The organism is Streptomyces sp. NPDC003036 (genome assembly GCF_040611175.1).
Lineage (GTDB): Bacteria > Actinomycetota > Actinomycetes > Streptomycetales > Streptomycetaceae > Streptomyces.
Genome location: NZ_JBEXNO010000002.1, coordinates 187,661 through 207,536 on the forward strand (window position 1 = coordinate 187,661; position 19,876 = coordinate 207,536).

General features: G+C 73.6%; 21 protein-coding genes and 1 riboswitch. Of the genes, 12 read left to right on the forward strand and 9 right to left on the reverse strand.

Features of this window, described 5'->3' with window-relative positions:
- Positions 1-62: 62 nt before the first annotated feature.
- On the reverse strand, positions 63-311 hold the full coding sequence (locus ABZX67_RS02500; RefSeq protein WP_355353222.1) for a hypothetical protein: 249 nt from the start codon (positions 309-311) through the stop codon (positions 63-65).
- Positions 312-424: 113 nt separating this feature from the next.
- On the opposite strand from ABZX67_RS02500, the gene ABZX67_RS02505 reads away from it, so the two are divergent.
- The 11 genes from ABZX67_RS02505 to ABZX67_RS02555 all read left to right on the forward strand — a co-directional run bounded on the left by ABZX67_RS02505 (position 425) and on the right by ABZX67_RS02555 (position 12,551).
- A complete protein-coding gene (locus ABZX67_RS02505) occupies positions 425-2,215 on the forward strand; it encodes a gamma-glutamyltransferase (protein WP_355353225.1) in 1,791 nt (596 codons plus the stop codon).
- A 118-nt stretch (positions 2,216-2,333) separates the two neighbouring features.
- A complete protein-coding gene (locus ABZX67_RS02510; protein ID WP_355353228.1) occupies positions 2,334-3,167 on the forward strand; it encodes an inositol monophosphatase family protein in 834 nt (277 codons plus the stop codon).
- Between the two features lie 55 nt (positions 3,168-3,222).
- Positions 3,223-4,644, forward strand: coding sequence for an NAD(P)/FAD-dependent oxidoreductase (locus tag ABZX67_RS02515; RefSeq protein ID WP_355353231.1), 1,422 nt, complete (start codon positions 3,223-3,225; stop codon positions 4,642-4,644).
- Complete coding sequence (locus ABZX67_RS02520; protein WP_355353234.1) at positions 4,641-5,183, forward strand: O-acetyl-ADP-ribose deacetylase; 543 nt, start codon at positions 4,641-4,643, stop codon at positions 5,181-5,183. Before ABZX67_RS02515 ends, ABZX67_RS02520 begins: the two co-directional genes overlap by 4 nt.
- Before the next feature lie 298 nt (positions 5,184-5,481).
- Positions 5,482-6,171, forward strand: coding sequence for a 2OG-Fe dioxygenase family protein (locus ABZX67_RS02525; protein ID WP_355353237.1), 690 nt, complete (start codon positions 5,482-5,484; stop codon positions 6,169-6,171).
- Positions 6,172-6,176: 5 nt separating this feature from the next.
- Complete coding sequence (locus tag ABZX67_RS02530; RefSeq protein ID WP_355353240.1) at positions 6,177-6,998, forward strand: class I SAM-dependent methyltransferase; 822 nt, start codon at positions 6,177-6,179, stop codon at positions 6,996-6,998.
- Positions 6,995-8,371 carry an alanine racemase gene (locus tag ABZX67_RS02535; RefSeq protein WP_355353243.1) on the forward strand — a complete coding sequence of 459 codons (1,377 nt, stop codon included), beginning with the start codon at positions 6,995-6,997 and terminating at the stop codon, positions 8,369-8,371. Before ABZX67_RS02530 ends, ABZX67_RS02535 begins: the two co-directional genes overlap by 4 nt.
- A complete protein-coding gene (locus ABZX67_RS02540) occupies positions 8,371-9,675 on the forward strand; it encodes an MFS transporter (RefSeq protein ID WP_355353467.1) in 1,305 nt (434 codons plus the stop codon). The genes ABZX67_RS02535 and ABZX67_RS02540 overlap by 1 nt, the downstream gene beginning before the upstream one ends.
- Complete coding sequence (locus ABZX67_RS02545; protein ID WP_355353246.1) at positions 9,665-10,939, forward strand: ATP-grasp domain-containing protein; 1,275 nt, start codon at positions 9,665-9,667, stop codon at positions 10,937-10,939. Before ABZX67_RS02540 ends, ABZX67_RS02545 begins: the two co-directional genes overlap by 11 nt.
- Positions 10,936-12,069, forward strand: coding sequence for a GNAT family N-acetyltransferase (locus tag ABZX67_RS02550; RefSeq protein WP_355353249.1), 1,134 nt, complete (start codon positions 10,936-10,938; stop codon positions 12,067-12,069). The genes ABZX67_RS02545 and ABZX67_RS02550 overlap by 4 nt, the downstream gene beginning before the upstream one ends.
- Before the next feature lie 107 nt (positions 12,070-12,176).
- Positions 12,177-12,551: a VOC family protein gene (locus ABZX67_RS02555; RefSeq protein WP_355353252.1), complete on the forward strand. Its 375-nt coding sequence runs from the start codon at positions 12,177-12,179 to the stop codon at positions 12,549-12,551.
- Positions 12,552-12,588: 37 nt separating this feature from the next.
- Here the strand turns inward: ABZX67_RS02555 and cpt are convergent, their stop codons facing one another.
- Positions 12,589-13,161: a chloramphenicol phosphotransferase CPT gene (gene cpt, locus ABZX67_RS02560; protein WP_355353255.1), complete on the reverse strand. Its 573-nt coding sequence runs from the start codon at positions 13,159-13,161 to the stop codon at positions 12,589-12,591.
- Positions 13,162-13,234: 73 nt separating this feature from the next.
- Between cpt and ABZX67_RS02565 the strand changes: the two genes are divergently transcribed.
- Positions 13,235-14,014 (forward strand): aminotransferase class IV, encoded by a 780-nt coding sequence (locus ABZX67_RS02565; protein ID WP_355353258.1) that lies wholly within the window; start codon positions 13,235-13,237, stop codon positions 14,012-14,014.
- A gap of 76 nt (positions 14,015-14,090) precedes the next feature.
- Here the strand turns inward: ABZX67_RS02565 and ABZX67_RS02570 are convergent, their stop codons facing one another.
- From ABZX67_RS02570 to ABZX67_RS02600, 7 genes are all read right to left on the reverse strand, one after another.
- A complete protein-coding gene (locus ABZX67_RS02570; RefSeq protein WP_355353261.1) occupies positions 14,091-14,225 on the reverse strand; it encodes a hypothetical protein in 135 nt (44 codons plus the stop codon).
- On the reverse strand, positions 14,226-14,372 hold the full coding sequence (locus ABZX67_RS02575) for a hypothetical protein (protein ID WP_355353264.1): 147 nt from the start codon (positions 14,370-14,372) through the stop codon (positions 14,226-14,228).
- 314 nt (positions 14,373-14,686) lie between these two features.
- A complete protein-coding gene (locus ABZX67_RS02580; RefSeq protein ID WP_355353470.1) occupies positions 14,687-15,679 on the reverse strand; it encodes an ABC transporter substrate-binding protein in 993 nt (330 codons plus the stop codon).
- A 23-nt stretch (positions 15,680-15,702) separates the two neighbouring features.
- On the reverse strand, positions 15,703-16,506 hold the full coding sequence (locus ABZX67_RS02585; RefSeq protein WP_355353267.1) for an ABC transporter ATP-binding protein: 804 nt from the start codon (positions 16,504-16,506) through the stop codon (positions 15,703-15,705).
- The gene (locus tag ABZX67_RS02590) at positions 16,506-17,537 is read right to left on the reverse strand and encodes an iron ABC transporter permease (RefSeq protein WP_355353473.1); all 1,032 of its coding nucleotides are present in this window, start codon (positions 17,535-17,537) and stop codon (positions 16,506-16,508) included. Before ABZX67_RS02590 ends, ABZX67_RS02585 begins: the two co-directional genes overlap by 1 nt.
- A gap of 200 nt (positions 17,538-17,737) precedes the next feature.
- Positions 17,738-17,827, reverse strand: a riboswitch (cobalamin riboswitch).
- A gap of 48 nt (positions 17,828-17,875) precedes the next feature.
- Complete coding sequence (locus ABZX67_RS02595; protein ID WP_355353270.1) at positions 17,876-18,331, reverse strand: MaoC family dehydratase; 456 nt, start codon at positions 18,329-18,331, stop codon at positions 17,876-17,878.
- Complete coding sequence (locus tag ABZX67_RS02600; RefSeq protein WP_355353273.1) at positions 18,328-19,863, reverse strand: long-chain fatty acid--CoA ligase; 1,536 nt, start codon at positions 19,861-19,863, stop codon at positions 18,328-18,330. The genes ABZX67_RS02595 and ABZX67_RS02600 overlap by 4 nt, the downstream gene beginning before the upstream one ends.
- Positions 19,864-19,876 lie beyond the last annotated feature (13 nt).

Here is a 19,876-nt window from a genome sequence, read left to right on the forward strand (position 1 = left end):
GCCCATCGGACCGCTGGTCCCGGCTGTTCGCCGGGGTCGACGGGTTCCCCGCCCGGCGCCGGTCACGCACCCAGCTCCCCGGCCATGGTCCGCAGGGTCGCCGCCAGCTCCCGCACCCGGTCGTCGGACGGCGACGGCGTGCCGAGCCGGTCCACCAGGTCACCGCGCGTCAGGAGCACGGCCGCTCCGTCGTACCGCGCGGAGGCGAGCCGGTCCGGGGGGACCACATGCGCCCGCCCCTCCAGCAGGACGAGCGCGGCGCCGTCGTCGGGCAGCGCGAGCAGCTCGCGTACATGGCTCTCGTCGATCATCCGGGCATCTCCTTCCGCATTTCGTTCGGATGCGGACCCGGGTACCCGATCCGTACCGGCCCGATCCGTTCGAACCCCCTCGGCCCGCACCCGAGAGCGCGTACGCTCCGGCCATGTTCACCACGCGGCCCACCCTCCAGGGCACCTTCGGCATGGTGTCCTCCACCCACTGGCTCGCCTCCCAGACCGCGATGGCCGTCCTGGAGGACGGCGGCAACGCCTTCGACGCCGCCGTCGCCGCCGGGTTCGTCCTCCACGTCGTGGAGCCCCACATGAACGGCCCGGCCGGAGAGGTGCCCGTCATCCTCGCGCCCGCCGGCGGGGACGTCCGGGTGCTGTGCGGTCAGGGACCGGCCCCCGCGGGGGCGACCGTCGCGCACTACCGGTCCCTCGGGCTCGACCTGGTGCCCGGCACCGGACCGCTCGCCGCCGCCGTACCGGGGGCCTTCGACGCGTGGATGCTGCTGCTGAGGGACCACGGCACCGCGTCCCTCGCCCAGGTGCTGCGGTACGCCATCGGGTACGCCGAGGGCGGGCACGTGCCCGTGGCGGCCGTCGGCGACACCGTCGAGACCGTACGCGAGCTGTTCGAGACCGAGTGGACCTCCTCCGCCGAGGTGTACCTGGCGGACGGGAAGGCCCCCGCCCCCGGCGCCCTCTTCCGCAACCCCGCTCTCGCGCGTACCTGGCGCCGCCTGATCGAGGAGGCCACGGCCGCCGCCGGGGACGACCGGGTCGCGCAGATCGAGGAGGCCCGGCGCGTCTGGCGCACCGGCTTCATCGCGGAGGCGCTCGTACGCCAGGCCGCCCGCCCCACCATGGACACCAGCGGCACCCGCCACACCGGCACCCTCACCGCCGCGGACCTGGCGGGCTGGTCGGCGACGTACGAGGACCCCGTCACGTACGACTGGAACGGCTGGACCCTGTGCAAGGCGGGCGGCTGGAGCCAGGGCCCCGTCCTCCTCCAGCAGCTCGCCCTGCTGCCGGACGCGCTGCCCCCGTACGGCTCCGCCGACTACGTCCACCTGCTGGTCGAGGTCTGCAAGCTCGCCATGGCGGACCGGGAGGCCTGGTACGGCGACGCCGCCGACGTCCCGCTCGGCGCCCTGCTCTCCGCCGCGTACAACGCCGAACGGCGCGCGCTCCTCGGCGCCAAGGCGTCGTACGAGCTGCGCCCGGGCCGGCCCGACGGGCGTACGCCACTGCTCAGCGCCCACGTGGCCGGGGCGGGCGCCGCCGCCGTGCCGCCGGGCTCCGGTGACGTCGCGGCCTCGGGGGCCGGTGAGCCGACCGTCGCGCGCAGCGGCGCCACGCGCGGCGACACCTGCCACCTCGACGTCGTGGACCGCTGGGGCAACATGGTGGCCGCCACGCCGAGCGGCGGCTGGCTCCAGTCCAACCCCGTCGTGCCCGAACTGGGCTTCCCGCTGGGCACCCGGCTCCAGATGGCCTGGCTGGACCCCGGGCTGCCCAACTCGCTGACGCCCGGCCGCCGCCCGCGCACCACCCTGACGCCGTCGCTGGCGCTGCGGGACGGCGTTCCGGTGATGGCGTTCGGCACGCCGGGCGGCGACCAGCAGGACCAGTGGCAGCTGCACTTCTGGCTCGCCGTCACCCACGGCGGCCTCGGCCTCCAGGCCGCCATCGACGCGCCGAACTGGCACAACGACGCCTTCCCCAGCTCCTTCTTCCCGCGCGCCATGCGGCCGGGCTCGGTCACCGTCGAGTCGCGCATGGACCCGGCGGTGGTCGAGGAGCTGCGGCGGCGGGGCCACGAGGTGACGGTCGGCGGGCCCTGGACCGAGGGACGGCTGTGCGCGGTCGCCCGCGACCCGCGCACCGGGATCCTCTCGGCGGCGGCGAACCCGCGCGGGATGCAGGGCTACGCGGTCGGCCGCTGAGGCGGTCGGCCACTGACGCCGTCCGGTCAACGGTCAGGGGCCGCCGGCGCCAGTCGCCGACGACGCCCGCCGCCGGTGGCAGTCGCCCGTTGTCAGTGGTCCATGATTGGCTGGACGCATGATCGATGAGCTTCTCGACGGTTCCGGTTCCCTGTCCTCGCGGGTCGAGGAGGCGGTGCGCGCGGCGGCGGCCGCCGAGATCATGCCGCGCTGGCGGCAGCTCGCCACGCACGAGATCCTCGAGAAGAGCGGCCCGCACGATCTCGTGACCGTCGCCGACCGGGCCGCCGAGGCCCACCTGACCGCCGCGCTCACCGCGCTGCTGCCGGGCTCGGTGGTGGTCGGCGAGGAGGCGGTCCACGCCGACCCGACCGTGTACGAGGCGCTGCGCGGCGACGCGCCCGTGTGGATCGTCGACCCGGTCGACGGGACCCGCCAGTTCGTGCGCGGCGAGCCCGGCTTCTGCACGCTCGTCGCGCTCGCCCGCCACGGCGAGCTGCTGGGGGGCTGGACGTACGCCCCGGTGGCGGACGAGCTGGCCGTCGCGGTGCGCGGGCGTGGAGCGCGGCTGAACGGCACCCCGATACGGTCCGGCTCCCCCCTGCCCGGCGAGGTGCTGGAGGTGGCGACGTCCCACCCCGACTACACCACGCCGGACCAGAAGGCCGCCCTGCTGCGCCTCGCCACGGAAGGCGTCCACCCCGTGCCGTGCGGCTCCGCCGGCCTGGCGTACCTGGACATCGCCCGGGGCGTGACCGACGCGCTCGCGTTCACCTGGGAGTACGCCTGGGACCACGCGGCGGGCCAGCTGCTGGTCGAGGAGGCGGGCGGCGCGCACACCACCGTGTCCGGCGAGCCCTTCCGCATCACCGGCGGCAACACCCTGCCGTTCACGGCGGCCCGCGACCGGGCCACCGCCACCCGTGTCCGCGACCTGCTGACCCGTCAGTAGGAGCCGGGACCTATCCTGAAGGCCTTGGCCATCGGCTGACGAAGGAGTCCGAAAGGTGCCGTCGATGCTGGATGCCGTCGTCGTGGGGGCGGGGCCCAACGGGCTGACCGCCGCCGCCGAGCTGGCCCGGCGCGGGTTCTCCGTGGCCGTGTTCGAGGCCCTCGACACCGTGGGCGGCGGTGCCAGGACCGAGGAGCTCACGCTGCCCGGCTTCCGGCACGACCCCTGCTCCGCCGTACACCCGCTGGGCGTCGGCTCACCGGCGTTCAAGGCCTTGCCGCTCGACCGGTACGGGCTGGAGTGGCTGCACCCCGAGCTGCCCATGGCGCACCCCTTCGACGACGGGACGGCGGCCGTGCTGTCCCGTTCCGTCGCGGAGACGGCGGCCTCGTTCGGGCCGCGGGACGCGGGCACGTACCGGCGGCTCGTCGCGCCGTACCTCGGCAAGTGGGACACCCTCGCCCGCGACTTCATGTCCCTGCCGCTCACCGCGCTGCCGCGTGACCCCGTCACGCTGGCCCGGTTCGGCATCGACGGCCTGCCGCCGTCCACCTGGCTGATGCGCCGCTTCCGCGACGACCGGGCCCGCGCGCTGTTCGCCGGGCTCGTCGCCCATGTCATCGCCCCGCTGAACGGCCTCGCCACCGGCGCGATCGGTCTCGTCTTCGCGCTCGCCGCGCACGCGGGCGGCTGGCCCCTCCCACGCGGCGGCTCCCAGTCCATCTCCGACGCCCTGGCCGCGTACGTACAGGACCTCGGCGGCACGGTCCACACCGGTTACGAGGTCAAGCGCCTCGACGACCTGCCCCCCGCCCGCGCGTACGTCTTCGACACCTCCCCGACCGCCCTGGCACGCATCGCCGGCTTCGGCCGGTTCTACGACCACTACCGGTACGGCGCCTCCGTCTTCAAGATCGACTACGCGCTGGACGGCCCCGTCCCCTGGACCGCGGAGGCGCCCCGCCGCGCCGGCACCGTCCAAGTCGGCCCGAGCAGCCGCGAGATCGGCACCGCGCTCACCCAGGCCTCCGGCGGCACGGCGCCCCGCACGCCGTTCCTGATCACCGCCCAGCCCACCCTCGTCGACCCCTCCCGCGCACCCGAGGGCAAGCACGTCTTCTGGGCGTACGGCCATGTCCCGCACGCCTGGCGCGGCGACCTCACCGATGCCGTCGAGCGCCAGATCGAGCGCTTCGCCCCCGGCTTCCGCGACCTCGTCCTCGCCCGCGCCACCGCCGGCCCGCCCGAACTGGCCGCCCGCAACGCCAACTACGTCGGAGGCGACATCGCCTGCGGCGCCGCCAGCGGCCTCCAGCTCCTGCTGCGCCCGCGCCTTTCCCTCTTCCCGTACAGCACGCCGCACCCCGCGGTGTTCCTCTGCTCGTCCGCGACCCCGCCCGGCCCGGGCGTCCACGGCATGTCGGGCCACAACGCCGCGAAGGCGGTCTGGCGCCACCTGCGAAAGGCGCGACGGTGAGGATCACCCTGGCCCGCGGAGACCTCACCGAGCAGCACGCCGACGCCCTGGTCAACGCCGCCAACTCCTCCCTCCTCGGCGGCGGCGGCGTCGACGGCGCGATCCACCGCAAGGGGGGCCCGCAGATCCTGGAGGAGTGCCGCCGCCTCCGCGCCTCCCACTACGGCCGCGGCCTCCCCACCGGCCGCGCCGTCGCCACCACCGCCGGCCGCCTGCACGCCCGCTGGGTGATCCACACGGTGGGCCCGGTGTACTCGGCGGAGGAGGACCGCTCGCATCTGCTGGCCTCCTGCTACCGCGAGTCCCTCCGCGTCGCCGACGAACTGGGCGCGCGGACCGTCGCGTTCCCCGCCATCTCGACCGGCGTCTACCGCTGGCCCATGGACGACGCCGCCCGCATCGCTCTGGACGCGGTGCGGAACGCGGAGACCGCCGTCGAAGAGGTCACGTTCGTCCTCTTCGACGAGCGGGCGTACGAGGCGTTCGCCGAGCAGCTGCGCAAGCCGCAGCACGGTGGTGGAACGCCCGCAGCGTCGTGAGCGCCGAGGTGTAGGCGGCAGCCGTGATGCGGTTGCCGTCCCCACGCTCGTTGGCTTGGCCCCGTATCCGACGTGTCATCAGAAAGCCTGCGCAGCAGGCCCGTTGAGTTCATCTGCTGTTCTCACAGTCGTCATCCCGGGTCAACCCGCCATTTTGTCGAAGATGGCATGGAGACACTCGACCAGCAAGATCATTTACCTTTCCGTAGCACCTGACTAGCGTCCTTCGCGTCACTGATCCGTGCAGCTCGGGAGAGCTCTGTCAGGGCCTCCCGGAGCGCAGAGGAGGGAGTCAGGCATGACCTTGAACGCACAGGGCTTCACGATCATCGATACACCCGAACTGGACGAGTACACCCTTTCCCAGTTCGAGAACCTCCCGCTCGACCCGTACACAGGATCCAAGCAGCGCTACCGCCGCTTCTCGCAGTTCCGGCTCGTCCACGACGGCGAGTGGAAGCTCGAACTCCTGCCGCACCGCCACTTCGCCCAGCCACGCCAGTACAACGACCTGGTCGGCGGCCAACTGCGCACCCTGGAGCCGCTGACGGTGGACCCCACCCCGCTGATCGCGGCCGGTGCCGAGGCTCTGGGGCTGGACAAGGACACCGACTGGCAGCTGAACGTGCACCAGTGCCGCGTCGTGTCCACCCCCGACGTGGAGGGCGTGGCGGCCCCCGAGGGCCCGCACCGCGACGGCCACCACTACGGCATCGTCGCCGTGACCCGGCGGCACAACATATCCGGCGGCGAAACGCAGTTGATGCCGCTCGGCGGCGGTGAGCCCTTCTTCACCACCACCCTCCAGGACGGTCAGGCGATCTGCTTCGACGACCGGCTGATGTTCCACCACGTCACCGACATCCAGCACCTCAGCGAGGAGGGCGGCCACCGCGACGTGTGGCTCGTCGCGGTCAACCCGTGGGAGCACCGGCGCTACGGCGAGGAGTACGAGGCCGAGGTCCTCGCGAGCAACAGTGAGGCGTGAGTCCCGTGCCCCACACCGTTCTCGACACCCCGCCCGCCACCGACGCGGGCACGGCCGCCGTTTATGACCGCATCGGCGTCGGCTACTCCGCCGTCCGCCGCCCCGACCCGCGCTGGGCCGCGCTGATCCGCGAGTCCCTGGGAGACGCACGGACGGTCCTGAACCTGGGAGCCGGTTCAGGCGCGTACGAGCCGGAAGGCCTCCAGCTGATCGCTGTCGAGCCCTCCCGGGAAATGCGCGCCCAGCGGGCCGCGGGCAGCGCCCCCTGCATCGTGGGCCGCGCCGAAAGCCTGCCCTTCGACGACGGGGCCTTCGACGCGGCCATGGCCGTCCTGACCGTCCACCACTGGTCGGACCTGGACGCCGGGATCCGTGAACTCCTACGCGTGGCCGGCCGGTTCGCCGTCGTCACCTACGACATGGACGTCCAGGCCGACTACTGGTTCACCCGGGACTACGTACCGGAGATCGCCGACGCCGAGCGCTCCCGGGTCCCGTCGCTGGAGCGGCTCACCTCGCTGCTCGGTCCCTGCGAGATCACCGAACTGCCCATCTGGCACGACTTCACCGACGGTTTCATGACCGCCTTCTGGCGCCGGCCGGAGGCCTACCTCGAGCCGGCCGTCCGCCGCGCCTGCTCGGCGTTCGCGCTGACCGACCCGGCGGCCGTCGAGCGTGGCGTGGCACGCCTGCGCGCCGACCTGGAGTCCGGCGCATGGCACCGCCGTTACGCCGACCTGCTGGAGCGGGACCGCATCGACGCCGGGTTCCGGCTCCTGACGGGGACGTCGCGGTACGCCGCGGCCGGGGCGGAGGCCGCGTCGTGACCCGTACCGCACAGACCGCACAGGACACCCGGGCCGCCGCGGAGTGGGACTACGACCGTCTGGTCGACATCGCGGGCCGGCACGGCACCCCGGTGCAGGTGCTGGACGCCGGGCGCCTCGACCGCGCGGCCCGCGAACTCCTCGCGGCGCTGGACTCGTTGAGCAGGCCCACGCGGGTCTACTACTCGGTGAAGACCAACTACCTGCCCTATCTGTGCCGGCGGCTCGCCGGTCACGGCATGGGTGCCGACGTGGTCTCCGGATACGAGCTGGACGCCGCGCTGGCCGCCGGGTTCCGGCCCGAGGCCACCGTGTTCAACGGCCCGGTGAAGACCGAGGAGGAGCTGGCCGCCGCCGTGCGGCACGGTGTGCGGGTCAACATCGACGGCGAGCAGGAGATCCAGGCGCTGGAACGGCTGGCCGCGGCCGCCGGGCGGACGATCGAGGTCGGCATCCGGATCTCCCCGGGCCTGCCGCTGTCGACGTCGTCGGACCCGTCGTACCGGACGCTGGCCGAACGGGCCGCCCGGCGCAACCGCTTCGGCTGGCCGGCCGGCTCCGCGCAGCTCGCCGGTCTCGTCGAGCGCATCGCGGCCTGCCCGCACCTGTCGCTGACAGCCGTGCACGCCCACCTCAGCAGCCAGATCGTGCACCAGGACCTGATGGCGGCCGCGCTGGAGCCGATCCTGCGGGAAGCCGCGGCGCTGCACCGCACCTTCGGACTGCGCGAGGTCAACATCGGCGGCGGCTTCGGCGTCCCGGGCATCCGCCGCCCCCGCACCGGCCCGCTTACGGCGCTGTGGGGGATGCAGGGCGGCACGCCGCTGCCGGACGAGGAGCCGGTGATGGACGTCGCCGGGCTGCTGACCGGCGTGGACAAGCGGCTGCGGGAGCTGGGGCTCGCCGACGTCGCCCTGGCCTGCGAGCCGGGGCGCTGGCTGGTCTCCGACGCGATGGCGCTGGTCACCCGGGTCATGTCGCGCAAGGAACTCCCCGACGCCCGCTGGCTGATCCTGGACGGCGGCAACAACGTCGCTCCCTGGACGGGCAGTGGCGAGGTGCACCGCCTGGTGCCGCTCGGCCGTTCCTACGCGCCGGCGTCCGCCGCGTGGTCGGTGGCCGGACCGCTGTGCTACGAGAACGACATCCACGCCGCCTCCGTCGAACTGCCCGAGGACATGCGGGTCGGCGACCTGCTGTGTCTGCACGACACGGGCGCCTACTCGCTCGGCCGGAGCAACAACTTCATCCGGACCCGGGCCGCCGTCGTCGCGGTCGACGGGGACCGGGAGGAACTGGTCTGGCGTGCCGAGACGGGAGCGGACGTGTTCCGGCTGGCCGACCCGGGCGCCCAACCGTCCGAGTCGCCGTGATGCTCAGGAGCTACGCCGAGCTGCTGAGGCTCCCCGGCGCGAGTGCGGCGGCGGTGCCCGCCGCGCTCGCGCGCCTGGCCGGCACCATGGTGCCGCTCGCCCTGCTGCTGGCCCTGGTCCAGTCGGACCGGCCGGTGGCGGTGGCGGGCGGCGCCGGGGCGGTGTACGCCCTGGGCAACGCCGTGGGCGGACCGCTCATCGGCCGGCTGATGGACCGGCGCGGGCCCGCGTCCGTGCTGAGGATCACCGGCCCGGTGGCCGGCGGGCTGCTGGCCGCCGCCGCGCTCGGGGCGTCCCGCGCGCCCACCGGCGTCCTGTTCGCGGCCGCCTGCTGCGCGGGCCTGGCCACCGCCCCGGTGGGCGCGTCGGCGCGGGCGATGTGGCAGGACCTCACCGAGGACGAGGAACTGCGCAAGCGGGCCTACGCGTTCGAGTCGACCCTGAGTGAACTGCTGTTCGTGCTCGGGCCGTCGGCGGTCAGCGCGCTCGGCTGGCTCCTCGGGGCCCGCTCCGCGCTGCTGGCCACCGCCGTGCTGCTGGGAGCGGGAGCGGTGGGTTACGGGCAGGCGGGCATCGTGCGCCGCCGCGCGCCGATGCCGCGCCGCGTGGCCGAGCCCGGCGGCGCGGCGGGCCGGGACACCCGGCGCGGTGCCGCCGCGCTGTCGGTGCTCGCCGCGATCGCCCTCACCGCCGCCCTGTCCAGCGCCCTCGCGGTGGCCGTCACGGCGGCGCTGCGCGCTCAGGGATCCGCCCCCGAACTGGCTGGTTCCCTCGTCGCCCTGCAGTCCGCGGGCAGTGTCGTGGGCGGTCTGCTCTACGGCGCCCGGAACCACGGCGGCAGCACCTTCCGCCGGTACGTACGGCTCCTGGTGATCCTGACCCTCGCGCTGGCCGTACTGCCGTCGGCCGTCCTGGCCCACCGCGCCGGCCTCCCCGAGGCCTGGACGCTCGTCCTGCTGGGCGGGCTGCTGGCGCTGAGCGGGCTGCCCATGGCCCCCGCCGGCGCCGAGGAGTTCCAGCTGATCGGCGACATGACGGCGCGCCACCGGATGACGGAGGCGTTCGCCGGCGTGGGCAGTTTCATCGCCGTGGGCGGCGCGGTCGGCTCCGCGCTCACCGGTGCGGTCGCCGACACCGCCGGCCCCGTCACGGCCCTCGCCCTGCCCGCCGCGTGCACCTGCGCCGCTCTGCTGCTTACCCTGGCCGCCCGGCGGCCGATCGCCGCGGCCGTCGCCGCGGCCCGTGAAGAAGACCGCGTCCGATCCGCGACGCCCGATCCCGAAAGTCACAGCCATGAGCACTGAACCCGGTGTCCTCGCCGTCGTCGAGAGCCAGTTGTCGAACTTCGGCCTGACCCCCTTGCGGGCCGCCCACGAACTGGGCTTCCACACCGTGCTGGTGAGCAACGACCCGGACCGCTACCGCGTGGTCAGCCTGGCCGAGGAGGTGTACGCCAAGCACCTCGACGAGGTCGTCACCACGGACACCAACTCCGTCGACGCGGTCGTCGAGGCGCTCACCCCCTTCCACGCCGCGGGCCGGCTGAGCGGGGTGATGACCGTCACCGACTACAACATCCCGATCGTCGCCGAGGTCGCCGCCCGCTTCGGTCTGCCCGGGCTGTCCCCCGAGGCCGCCCGCACCTGCCGCGACAAGCTGCTGATGCGCGACGCGTGCCGGGCGGCCGGTGTCGCGGTGCCGGGCTACCACCAGGCGACCGGCGAGGCCGACGCGCTGGCCGCGGCCGACCGCTTCGGCTACCCGTGCGTGGTCAAGCCCATGACGGAGTCCGCGAGCATCGGGGTCACCCTGTGCCGCACGCCCGACGAAGTGGTCGCGGCCTACCGCGACCTGACCGCGAGCCCCACCGACTTCCGGGGCCAGCCGCGCCGCCCCGGCGTGCTGGTCGAGGAGTACCTGGTCGGCTTCGAGGTCAGCGTGGAGTCGGTCCTCGTGGACGGCGAGCGGCACATCCTCGGCGTCACCGACAAGGCACTCGGCTCCCACCCCCACTTCGTGGAGATGGGCGACACCTTCCCCTCCATGCTGTCCGAACCGGTCCGCCGCAGCTGCGCCGACCTGGCCCGGCGCGCCCTGGAAGCGGTCGGCCACGACTTCGGGGCCGCCCATGTCGAGGTGAAGGTGACCGCCGAGGGCCCGCGGATCGTGGAGGTCAACGGGCGCATGCCCGGAGCCGAGATCACCCAGCTGATACGTGAGGCGACGGGCGTCTACCTGCAGCGGGAAGTCGTCCGGCTGCACGCCGGGCAGACCGCCGACCTCACCCGCACGCGCGAGCGCGCCGCCGCCTCCCGCTACCTGGCCGCGCACCGCGCCGGCACCCTCGCCCGCGTCGACGGCGTGGACCTGGCGCGGCGCGTCCCCGGCGTGGTGGACGTGGACCTGGAGGTCCACCCCGGGGACCGGGTGCGCCCGGCGGAGAGCAACCTGGACCTGCTCGGCTACGTCGTCGCCGCAGGCGACACCACCGGAGACGCGGTACGCCGCGCCGAGTCCGCCCTCGGCCAGCTCACCCCCGTCTTCACGGCCGACGAGGACGCGCGGTGACAGCCGCCCCTGCCGACGGCACGGCCGCGGAGGACGTGGCCGTGCACCGGGACCTGGCGGACGTCGACGCGGAGCGCTGGGACGCGCTGTTCGGGGCGCGGGGCTTCTACACGACGTCCCCGTGGCTGCGGCACGCCCAGGCGACCGCGGCCACCCCTCCGTACTACTTCACGGCCATGGAGGACGGCGAGCCGGTGGCGGCGCTGCCCGCCTACCCGCTGGAGCCGGACACCCCGTACGTCTTCTGCAGCCCCGGACGGGTGGTCGCCTCGATCCACGAGCGGCTGACCGGACAGGCCGCCGACTGGGCCGGCGCGCTCATGCCCGCGCTGGCCTGCGGCGGCCGCAACCCCTCCCACACCAAGGCCGGGGTGCGCGCCGGCCTGCCCCCCGAGCGGCAGCACGCGCTGGTCCGCCGGCTCGTCGCGACGGCGGAGGACGAGGCGTGGCGGGCCGGCCTGGCGGCGGTCTCGTTCCTGTACGTCGACGAGGACGACGCCCTGCTGCGCCAGGTGCTGGAATCCAGGGAGTACACCGTGCTGCCCGGGCAGACGGCGTACTCGCTGGAGGTGCCGGCCGACGGGGACTTCGGCACGTATCTCGCCCGGTTCCCGTCGCGGCACCGGGTGAAGATCCGCAAGGAGGTCCGCGTGCTGGCGGAGGCGGGCGTCTCCTACCGGACCCAGCCGCTCACCGAGGAACTCATCGAGCGGATCGCCCCGCTGGAGACCGCCCTGTACGCCAAGCACGGCACGCCCGCGGACGCGGGGGCCTTCCTCGCGGTGCTGCGCAGCGTGGCCGCGCACGCCGGCTCGGCGGCCCGGGTCACCACCGCCCACCTCGACGGTGAGACGGCGGGTTTCGTGCTGACCTTCACCCACGGCGGGCAGATGTACGCCCGCCAAGGCGGCTTCGACTACACGGCGAGGGGGCGGCTGCCGCTGTACTTCGGCCTCGTCTATTACGAACTGCTGCGTCTGGCCATGGCCGAGGGCCTCACGCACATCCACTACTCCACCGGCTCGGACGCGGTGAAGCTGTCCCGGGGCTGCACCCCGGTACGCCAGTTCGCGTACGTCAAGGCGCGCCGGGAGGACGTCTCACAACGGCTGGCGGCGCTCGCCACGTGACCGTACGTCGGTTCGTGCGCCGCCGCGCATGCCCGCCGCGACAGCGGGTACGCCCCCTCCCGTACAGGGGTGCTGCGGAAGTGACCCAGGAGCAAGGGGCGTCGGAAGTGATTCGAAAACTGCAGGCGGTCGCGCTGGACTGCGCCGACCCGGTACGACTCGCCGCGTTCTACGCGGAGCTGCTCGGCGGCCGGGTGGTCGCGGACGAGGAGGATCCCGACTGGGTCGAGGTGCACGGGTTCGAGGGAACACCGCTGGCCTGCCAGCGGGTGGACGGCTACCAACCGCCCGTGTGGCCCGGCCAGGAGCGCCCGCAGCAGGTGCACCTGGACTTCGACGTGGACGACCTCGACGGGGAGGAGAAGCGGGCGCTCGCCCTCGGAGCGACCGTGCTGGAGCGGACGGACCAGGTCCGCCCGGGCGCCAACTGGCGGGTCTACGCCGACCCGGCCGGCCATCCGTTCTGCCTCTGCCTCCACTGAGTTTCTCGGGCGGGTCCGTCGGGTCCGGTGTCCCGGTTCAACGGCCGCGACCGCTTGTCGGCCCGCCGCCGGCCGCCGGTCCCTGGACCCGCGCGGCGATGGCGCGCGCGCACTCCAGCGCCTCCGTGTGCGTGGTGTCCACCTCCAGGTCGTAGGTCACGCCCTGGTGGACCACGTCCGCCTGGGACGCCGCCATTCCGATGGTCCGGTCGCCCCGCGCGACCTCCCGGCCCGCGGCCACCGCGGCGTCGCACCGGACGCCGACCCACACCACGCCCAGTCCGTCCAGGGCCTTTCGCCAGCGCTGCTGCGAGGAGGCGCCGCCGAGGAAGACCTCGTCGACGATGACGCGGGCACCCGCACGGGCCATCGCGGCGACGCCCTCGATCCACGCCGCCTCCAGCGTCCGGAACTCCGGGCCGACGATCACCTCCCCGCCCGGGCCGAACTCGATCCCGCCGTCCGACGTCTGCATGGACGCCGGCATGGCGTCGACGAGCGTGTCCGTCCCGAGAGCCAGCCAGGGCTCCGGCAGGACCGCCTGCAGACACCGGACGATGCCGGACTTGCCCGAGCTGGAACCGCCGTTGAGGACGATCACCTGAGTCATCACCGCGCCACCATAGACGCCCACCCCCTTGCCGGCGGCCGGCTTTTCCGGCCGCCCTGACATGCTGGGCGTCATGGCGACACTCGACGGACAGCCCGTGACCCCCGATGACCTGCTGCCGCTCGCGCTGACGAACCTCGGTCACTTCACGACCCTGCGCGTCGACGCCGACCGCCGCACCCGAGGCCTGTCCCTGCACATGGACCGCCTCGTACGCGACTGCGCGGCCGTGTTCGGCGCGGACCTGGACACCGGGCGCGTCCGCGCCCACGTCCGGCAGGCCCTGGACGGGCAGGACGGCCCGTGCGTCGTCCGCGTCACCGTCTACGACCCCACGGTCGACGTGGCACACCCGGAGGACGCCGACCACCCGCGCGTGCTCGTCAGCGTGCGCCCGGCCGGCACGGCGACCCCGCCGCCGCTGCGCGCGAAGAGCGTCCGCTACGAGCGCGACCTGCCCGAGGTCAAGCACACCGGCCTCTTCGGCACCCTGTACGCCCGCAGGGCGGCGCGCCGGCAGGGGTTCGACGACGCCCTGTTCTTCGGGGCCGACGGCCAGGTGTCCGAGGGCGGCACCTGGAACGTCGGCTTCCTCACCGACGACGGTGTCGTGTGGCCGAAGGCCCCCGCGCTGCCCGGCGTCACCATGACCCTGCTCCGGCAGCACGTCGCACACCGGGTCGCCCCGATCACCCTCGCGGAGGCCAAGGCCGCGCGGGCCGCCTTCGCCACCAACGCCTTCATCGGCGTACGCGCCCTGTCGGCCGTCGACGACGCCCCCATGTCCGTCGAGCACCCGCTCCTGGACGTCCTGCGGGAGACGTACGTGTCCCTCCCTGGGGAGGAGTTGTAAGCGAACCCCAAGGCAGGAGAGGGCGACGGAACGCGGCTGCGGGTGCGTCACGGCGGCAGCGGCCCCGCGGTGCTGCTCAGCGGTTGTCGTCCAGCTCCTGGTGCATCTGGGGCTGGTTGTTTTGGTCGTGGGTCACGGCGTAGTGCTCCATCTCCCGGAAGGCGCTCGACGCGACGCCGAGGATGTCCTTGTACGGGTTGACGCCGGTCACCTACTCGGCGCTGCCGCCGAACAGGCCGCCGCCCACCTTGCCGACCAGGCCGTGGCCTGCGGCGGCCGGCTTGGCCGCGAGGTCCAGGACGCCCTTGGGGAGGCCGGCCATGTCGGCGTACGTGTCGGTGAGGGCGGTACGGACCATGGCCCTGGCCGTGCTTGAGCGTGCCGATCGTACGGAACAGGGCGTTGACCCCGTCGATCTCCTTCTTGTCGATCAGGTCGGACACGAGCGCGTCGGCCTCGGGGGCACCGGCCTTGCTCGCGGCCTCGAGCTCTTGCGCGACGTACTGAGCGGACAATGGCACAGCGGTTCTCCTTCTCTCGGAAGTCGGCAAGCGGGATGCGCTCGCGATCTTGCCGGGGCCTGAATACGCCTGCCATTACCCACGGGAGTGACCAGGAGGTGCGCCCGCGCACTGCGGGGCGTACTCCGGGGGTGTGCTCGGGAGGGCGCGCTCAGCCTCGCGGCGGCACCGTCCGCAGGTAGGCGGCGAGTGCCGCGATGGCGGCGGGGTTGCGGGGGCTTTCCACCAGGTCCGCGTAGTCGAGCGTGAAGATGCGCCGGTGCTTTACCGCGGACACCCCCGCCAGCGGCGGGTAGGACAGCAGGAACGCCTTCTTCTGCTCGGCGCTCGTGTCCCCGTAGTCGTTGATGACGATGACGTCGGGGTTCCGCTCGACGACGCTCTCCCAGCCGACCGCCGTCCAGGAGTCTTCGAGGTCCCCCATGATGTGGTCGCCGCCGGCCAGCGTGACGATGTCGTGCGGCGCGGCGAAGCGCCCCGAGGTGAAGGGCTTGTCCTGGCCGCTGTCGTAGAGGAACACCGTGGGCCGGGCGGCGCCCTGCGGGGCCTTGGCCCGTACGCCGGCGACCTGGGCGCGGAAGTCCGCGATCAGCCGCGCCGCCCGGTCCTCGACGCCGAAGAGCTTCCCGAGGTTGGCCAGGTCGGTGTAGAGCGCCTCCATAGGCGGCATGATCCCGCGGGCCTTGCCGCGGCCGTTGCGGCAGGACTCGGTGAGGACGTACGAGTCGATGCCGAGGTCGCGCAGGGTGTCCGGGGTGAGGCCCTTGTCCTCGCCGAAGCCGTAGTTCCAGCCCGCGAAGACCATGTCGGCGCGGGCGTCGAGGACGAGCTCCTTGGTGATCTCGCTGCGCGACAGCCACTTCGCCTTGTCGTAGCCGGACTTCCACGGGACACCGGACACGTCGCCCTTGTCGTCCGGCATCACGAAACCGGCCATGCGGTCCTCCAGGCCGAGCGCGAACATGAGCTCGGTGATGCCGACGTCGTTGGTGACCACTCGTTCGGGCCGCTTGGCGAAGGTCACCTTCCGCCCGCAGTTCTCCAGGGTGACGGCGGAGGACGGGCCGCCGTCCCCCGAGGCGGAGGACGACACCTCGGCTCCGCACCCCGAGAGCGTGAGGAGCAGGACGAGGGCGGCGGCCATGGCGGCGGCCGGGCGGGAGTGCGTCACGGGCGGAGTTCCTGTTCCTGGTCGTGGAGCTGGTCGTGGAGCCGGTCGAAGAGGAGCTGTACGGCACCGGTCCGCGGATGCCGTACGCGGTGGGCGCTGACCCCGAACACCTCGGCCAGCAGCCGCGGCGTGAGGACGTCGTGCGGGGCGCCCGAGGCGACGATGCGGCCCCGGGCGATCACGTACAGCAGGTCGCAGTGGAGCGCCGCGAGGTTCAGGTCGTGCAGCGCGGCCAGCACCGTCGGGCCGGCTTCCCGCACCAGCGTGAGGACGTCCAACTGGTGCGCGATGTCGAGGTGGTTGGTCGGCTCGTCCAGCACGAGGACGCGCGGCTGCTGGGCGAGCGCCCGGGCGATGAGGACGCGCTGCCGCTCGCCGCCGGAGAGGGAGAGGAAGCCGCGCTCCGCGAGGTGCGCGGCGCCGACCCGGGCGAGCGCGTCCGCGCAGACCGCGCGCGCCTCGGAAGGCCCGCCGGGGCCGCGCCGCCGGTGCGGCAGCCTGCCCATCGCCACGACCTCCGCGACCGTGAAGTCGAACTCCGCCGACGACTCCTGCGGCAGCGCCGCCAGCCGCCGGGCACCCTCCCGCGCGCCCAGGGCGTGCAGGTCGTCACCCGCCAGCAGGACCCGCCCGGCCGCCGGGCGCAGCGCCCGGTACACGCAGCGCAGCAGGGTCGACTTGCCGCTGCCGTTCGGCCCGACCAGGCCCACGACCTGGCCCTCGGCCGCGGTGAGCGTGATGTCGTGGACGAGCCGGGCGCCCGCGACCTCCACCGACAAGTCCTCGATGTCCAGACGCATCAGCGGCCTCCGAAGGCGTAGCCGCGACGGCCGCGCATCAGCAGCAGGAAGCACGGCACGCCCACCACCGCGGTGATCACGCCCAACGGCAGCTCGGCCGGGGCGAGCAGCACGCGCGAGAGGACGTCCACCCAGACCAGCAGGACCGCGCCCGCCAGGGGCGCCACCGTCAGCACCCGCCGGTGGTCCGCGCCCACCACCATCCGTACGACATGGGGCACCATCAGGCCGACGAACCCGATGGCCCCGCTGACGGCCACCACGGCGCCGGTGACGGCGGCCGTGACGACGAACAGCTCCCGGCGCAGCCGCCCCGGGTTCACGCCCAGCGTGGCGGCCGTCTCGTCGCCCATGGCCAGCGCGTCGAGCCGCCGCGCCGACACGGCGAGGTACGCGGTGCCGCCGAACACGGCCGCGGCCGCGAACGGCAGCGAGCCCCAGGTCGCGCCGCCGAGGCTGCCCAGCAGCCACATCATCACCGACCGGGCCGCCTCGCCGCGTTCCGCGTTGAAGACCATCAGGGTGGTGACCGCCGAGAAGCCGTAGCTCATCGCGGAGCCGGTCAGCACCAGCCGCAGCGGCGTCAGCCCGTGCGCGCTGCGCGCCGCCGCGTAGACGAGCACCATCGCGACGAGCGCGGAGGCGAACGCCGAGACGGACAGCGCCCACACGCCCAGCGCGGACAGCGCCCCGAGCAGGATGACGGCGTTGGCGCCGACCGCCGCGCCCGAGGAGATGCCCAGGACGAACGGGTCGGCCAGCGCGTTGCGCACCATGGCCTGGACGGCGACGCCGGTCACCGCGAGCCCGGCCCCGACGACCGCCGCCAGCACGGTGCGCGGCAGCCGGATCTCCCACACGATGGTGTACGCGGAGACCTCGTCGGGCCGGATCGCGGAACCGGTCAGCCCGGCCCGCAGGAAGTGCCCCACCTGTCCCCACGTCAGGCCGGACGCCCCCAGTCCCACCCCGCACACCAGGGAGAACAGCAGGACGGCACCGAGTGCGGCGGTCAGGGGCAGCAGCGGAATCCGGCGCGGGGGAGCGGGGCCGGCCGCCTGCACGGCCGTGGTGGCGGTCGTCACCGTGGTCAAGGGTGGTCCTCACGCGTCGGGCGCCGTGTCCGTACGCGTATGAGGAGTGGCCCGCACTCCGCCGGTGTGGGGCGGGGCCCGCGCGCATCCCCCTCTCGCAGTCCACGGCGAGTGGTCGGGAATCCAAGCCGTCCCCCGGGTGATCGGGCTTGCGCGACCGCCACCGGGAACCGGGGCGCTCGCGCTTACCGTTGCGGGTCAGCGCCGGACTCTCACCGGACTTCCCCCACGGGACGCGTACCGCAGCGTAGCAAGACCGTCAGACCGTCAGACCGTCAGGCGTAGAAGCGGGAGAGGCTCTGCAGCACGGCGGCCGGCTTGGCGCCGCCGTCGATCTCGATCGTGCCGTCCACGGTGATCTGCACCCCGCCGGGCACGTCGGCGACCTCGGCGAGGCGGGCGGCGAGCCGGACGCGGGACCCGACGGTGACGGGAGCCGGGAAACGCACCTTGTTCAGACCGTAGTTGACCTTGGTGGTGACGCCGTGGACGTCCAGGAGGCCGGTGAACAGGGGGATGAAGAGGGAGAGCGTGAGGTAGCCGTGGGCGATCGGGGCGCCGAAGGGGCCCTCCTTGGCGCGCTCGGGATCGACGTGGATCCACTGGTGGTCGCCGGTCGCGTCGGCGAAGGTGTCGACGCGGTCCTGGGTGACGTCGATCCAGTCGCTGGTGCCGAGGTCGCTGCCGGCCAGGGCCTTGAGAGCGTCCAGGCCGTCGACGGTGAGGGTCATCGCTGTGTGTCCTTCCGGGTTCCGTAGCGCGTACGGAGCTGGTGTTTGAGGAGCTTTCCCGAGGCGTTGCGGGGCAGTTCGCGGACGACCACCACCGACTTCGGGATCTTGTACTTGGCCAAGGAGGGCGCCAGGAAGGCCCGCACCCGCTCGGGGTCGATCCGGGCGCCGTCCCGGGGGACGACCACCGCGAGGCCCACCTCGCCCCACCGGCCGTCGGGTACGCCGACGACGGCGCACTCGGCGATGTCGGGGTGCGCCAGCAGGGCGCTCTCGACCTCGGCGGGGTAGACGTTCTCGCCGCCGGAGATGTACATGTCCTTGATGCGGTCGGCGATGGCGACGTGGCCGTCGGCGTCCACGCGGGCGGCGTCGCCGCTGTGCAGCCAGCCTCCGGCGAAGGTGGCGGCGGTCTCCTCGGGCAGTCCCCAGTAGCCGGGGCTGACATGGGGCCCGCGTACGACGACTTCCCCCACCTCGCCGGTGTCCACCTCGGTCAGGTCGGGCCGCACCACCCGCACGTCGCTGAAGAAGTGCGGGACGCCCGCCGATCCGGCCTTGGAGACGGCGTGTTCGGCGTCCAGGAACAGCACGCCGGGCCCGGCCTCCGTCATGCCGTACCCCTGCTGGAAGACCAGCCCGCGCCGTTCGTACGCGCGGATGAGCGGGACCGGTACGGGTGCGCCGCCGCAGTTCAGCAGGCGCAGGGAGGACAGGTCGGCGGCCTCCCAGCCGGGCTGCCGGCTCATGAGGTCGAACATCGTCGGCACGCCGAACATGAAGGTGATGCGGTGCCGGGCGATGGTCTCCAGCGCCCGGGCCGGATCGAAGCCGTCGGCGAGGACGCAGCTGCCGCCCTTGAGCAGCACCGGCAGGGTGAGCATGCTCAGCCCGGCCGCGTGGAAGAGCGGCGCGGCCACCAGGGCGCGCTCGTCGGCGCACAGGTCCTGGTCGATCAGGACGTTGACGGCGTTCCAGGTGAGGTTGGCGTGGGTGAGCATGGCCCCCTTGGGCCGGCCCGTCGTGCCGGAGGTGTACATGATCAGGCACAGGTCGTCGCCGGCTACCGTCTCGTCGATGGGGTCGGCCGAGGACGCGGCGAGCCGGGATTCGTACTCCGGGCCGACGGCCAGGAGGGTGTCCGGCCGGGCGGTGGCCAAACCGTCGACGACATCCTGGTGGCCGGGCGCGTACACCAGGACACGGGCGCCGCTGTCGTGCAGCTGGTAGTCGATCTCGGCGGCTGCCAGCCGGGTGTTGAGCGGGACGAAGACGCCGCCGAGGACGCCGGCCGCGAACAGCGTCTCCAGGAAGGTGTGGTGGTTGGGGCCGAGGTACGCGACGCGGTCGCCGCGGCGCACGCCCTGCGCGCGCAGGGCGTGGGCGAGGCGGGTGGTGCGCTCGTGCAGCTGGGCGTAGGTGAAGGTGGTGTCGCCGGCCGTGCTCCGGGTCCGGGTCTGGACGAGCGCCGGGCGGTCCGGGGTCTTGCGGGCCCTCCGTGCGGGCCAGGACCCCACTCCCTCGTTGCGCATGGGCCGCTCCTTG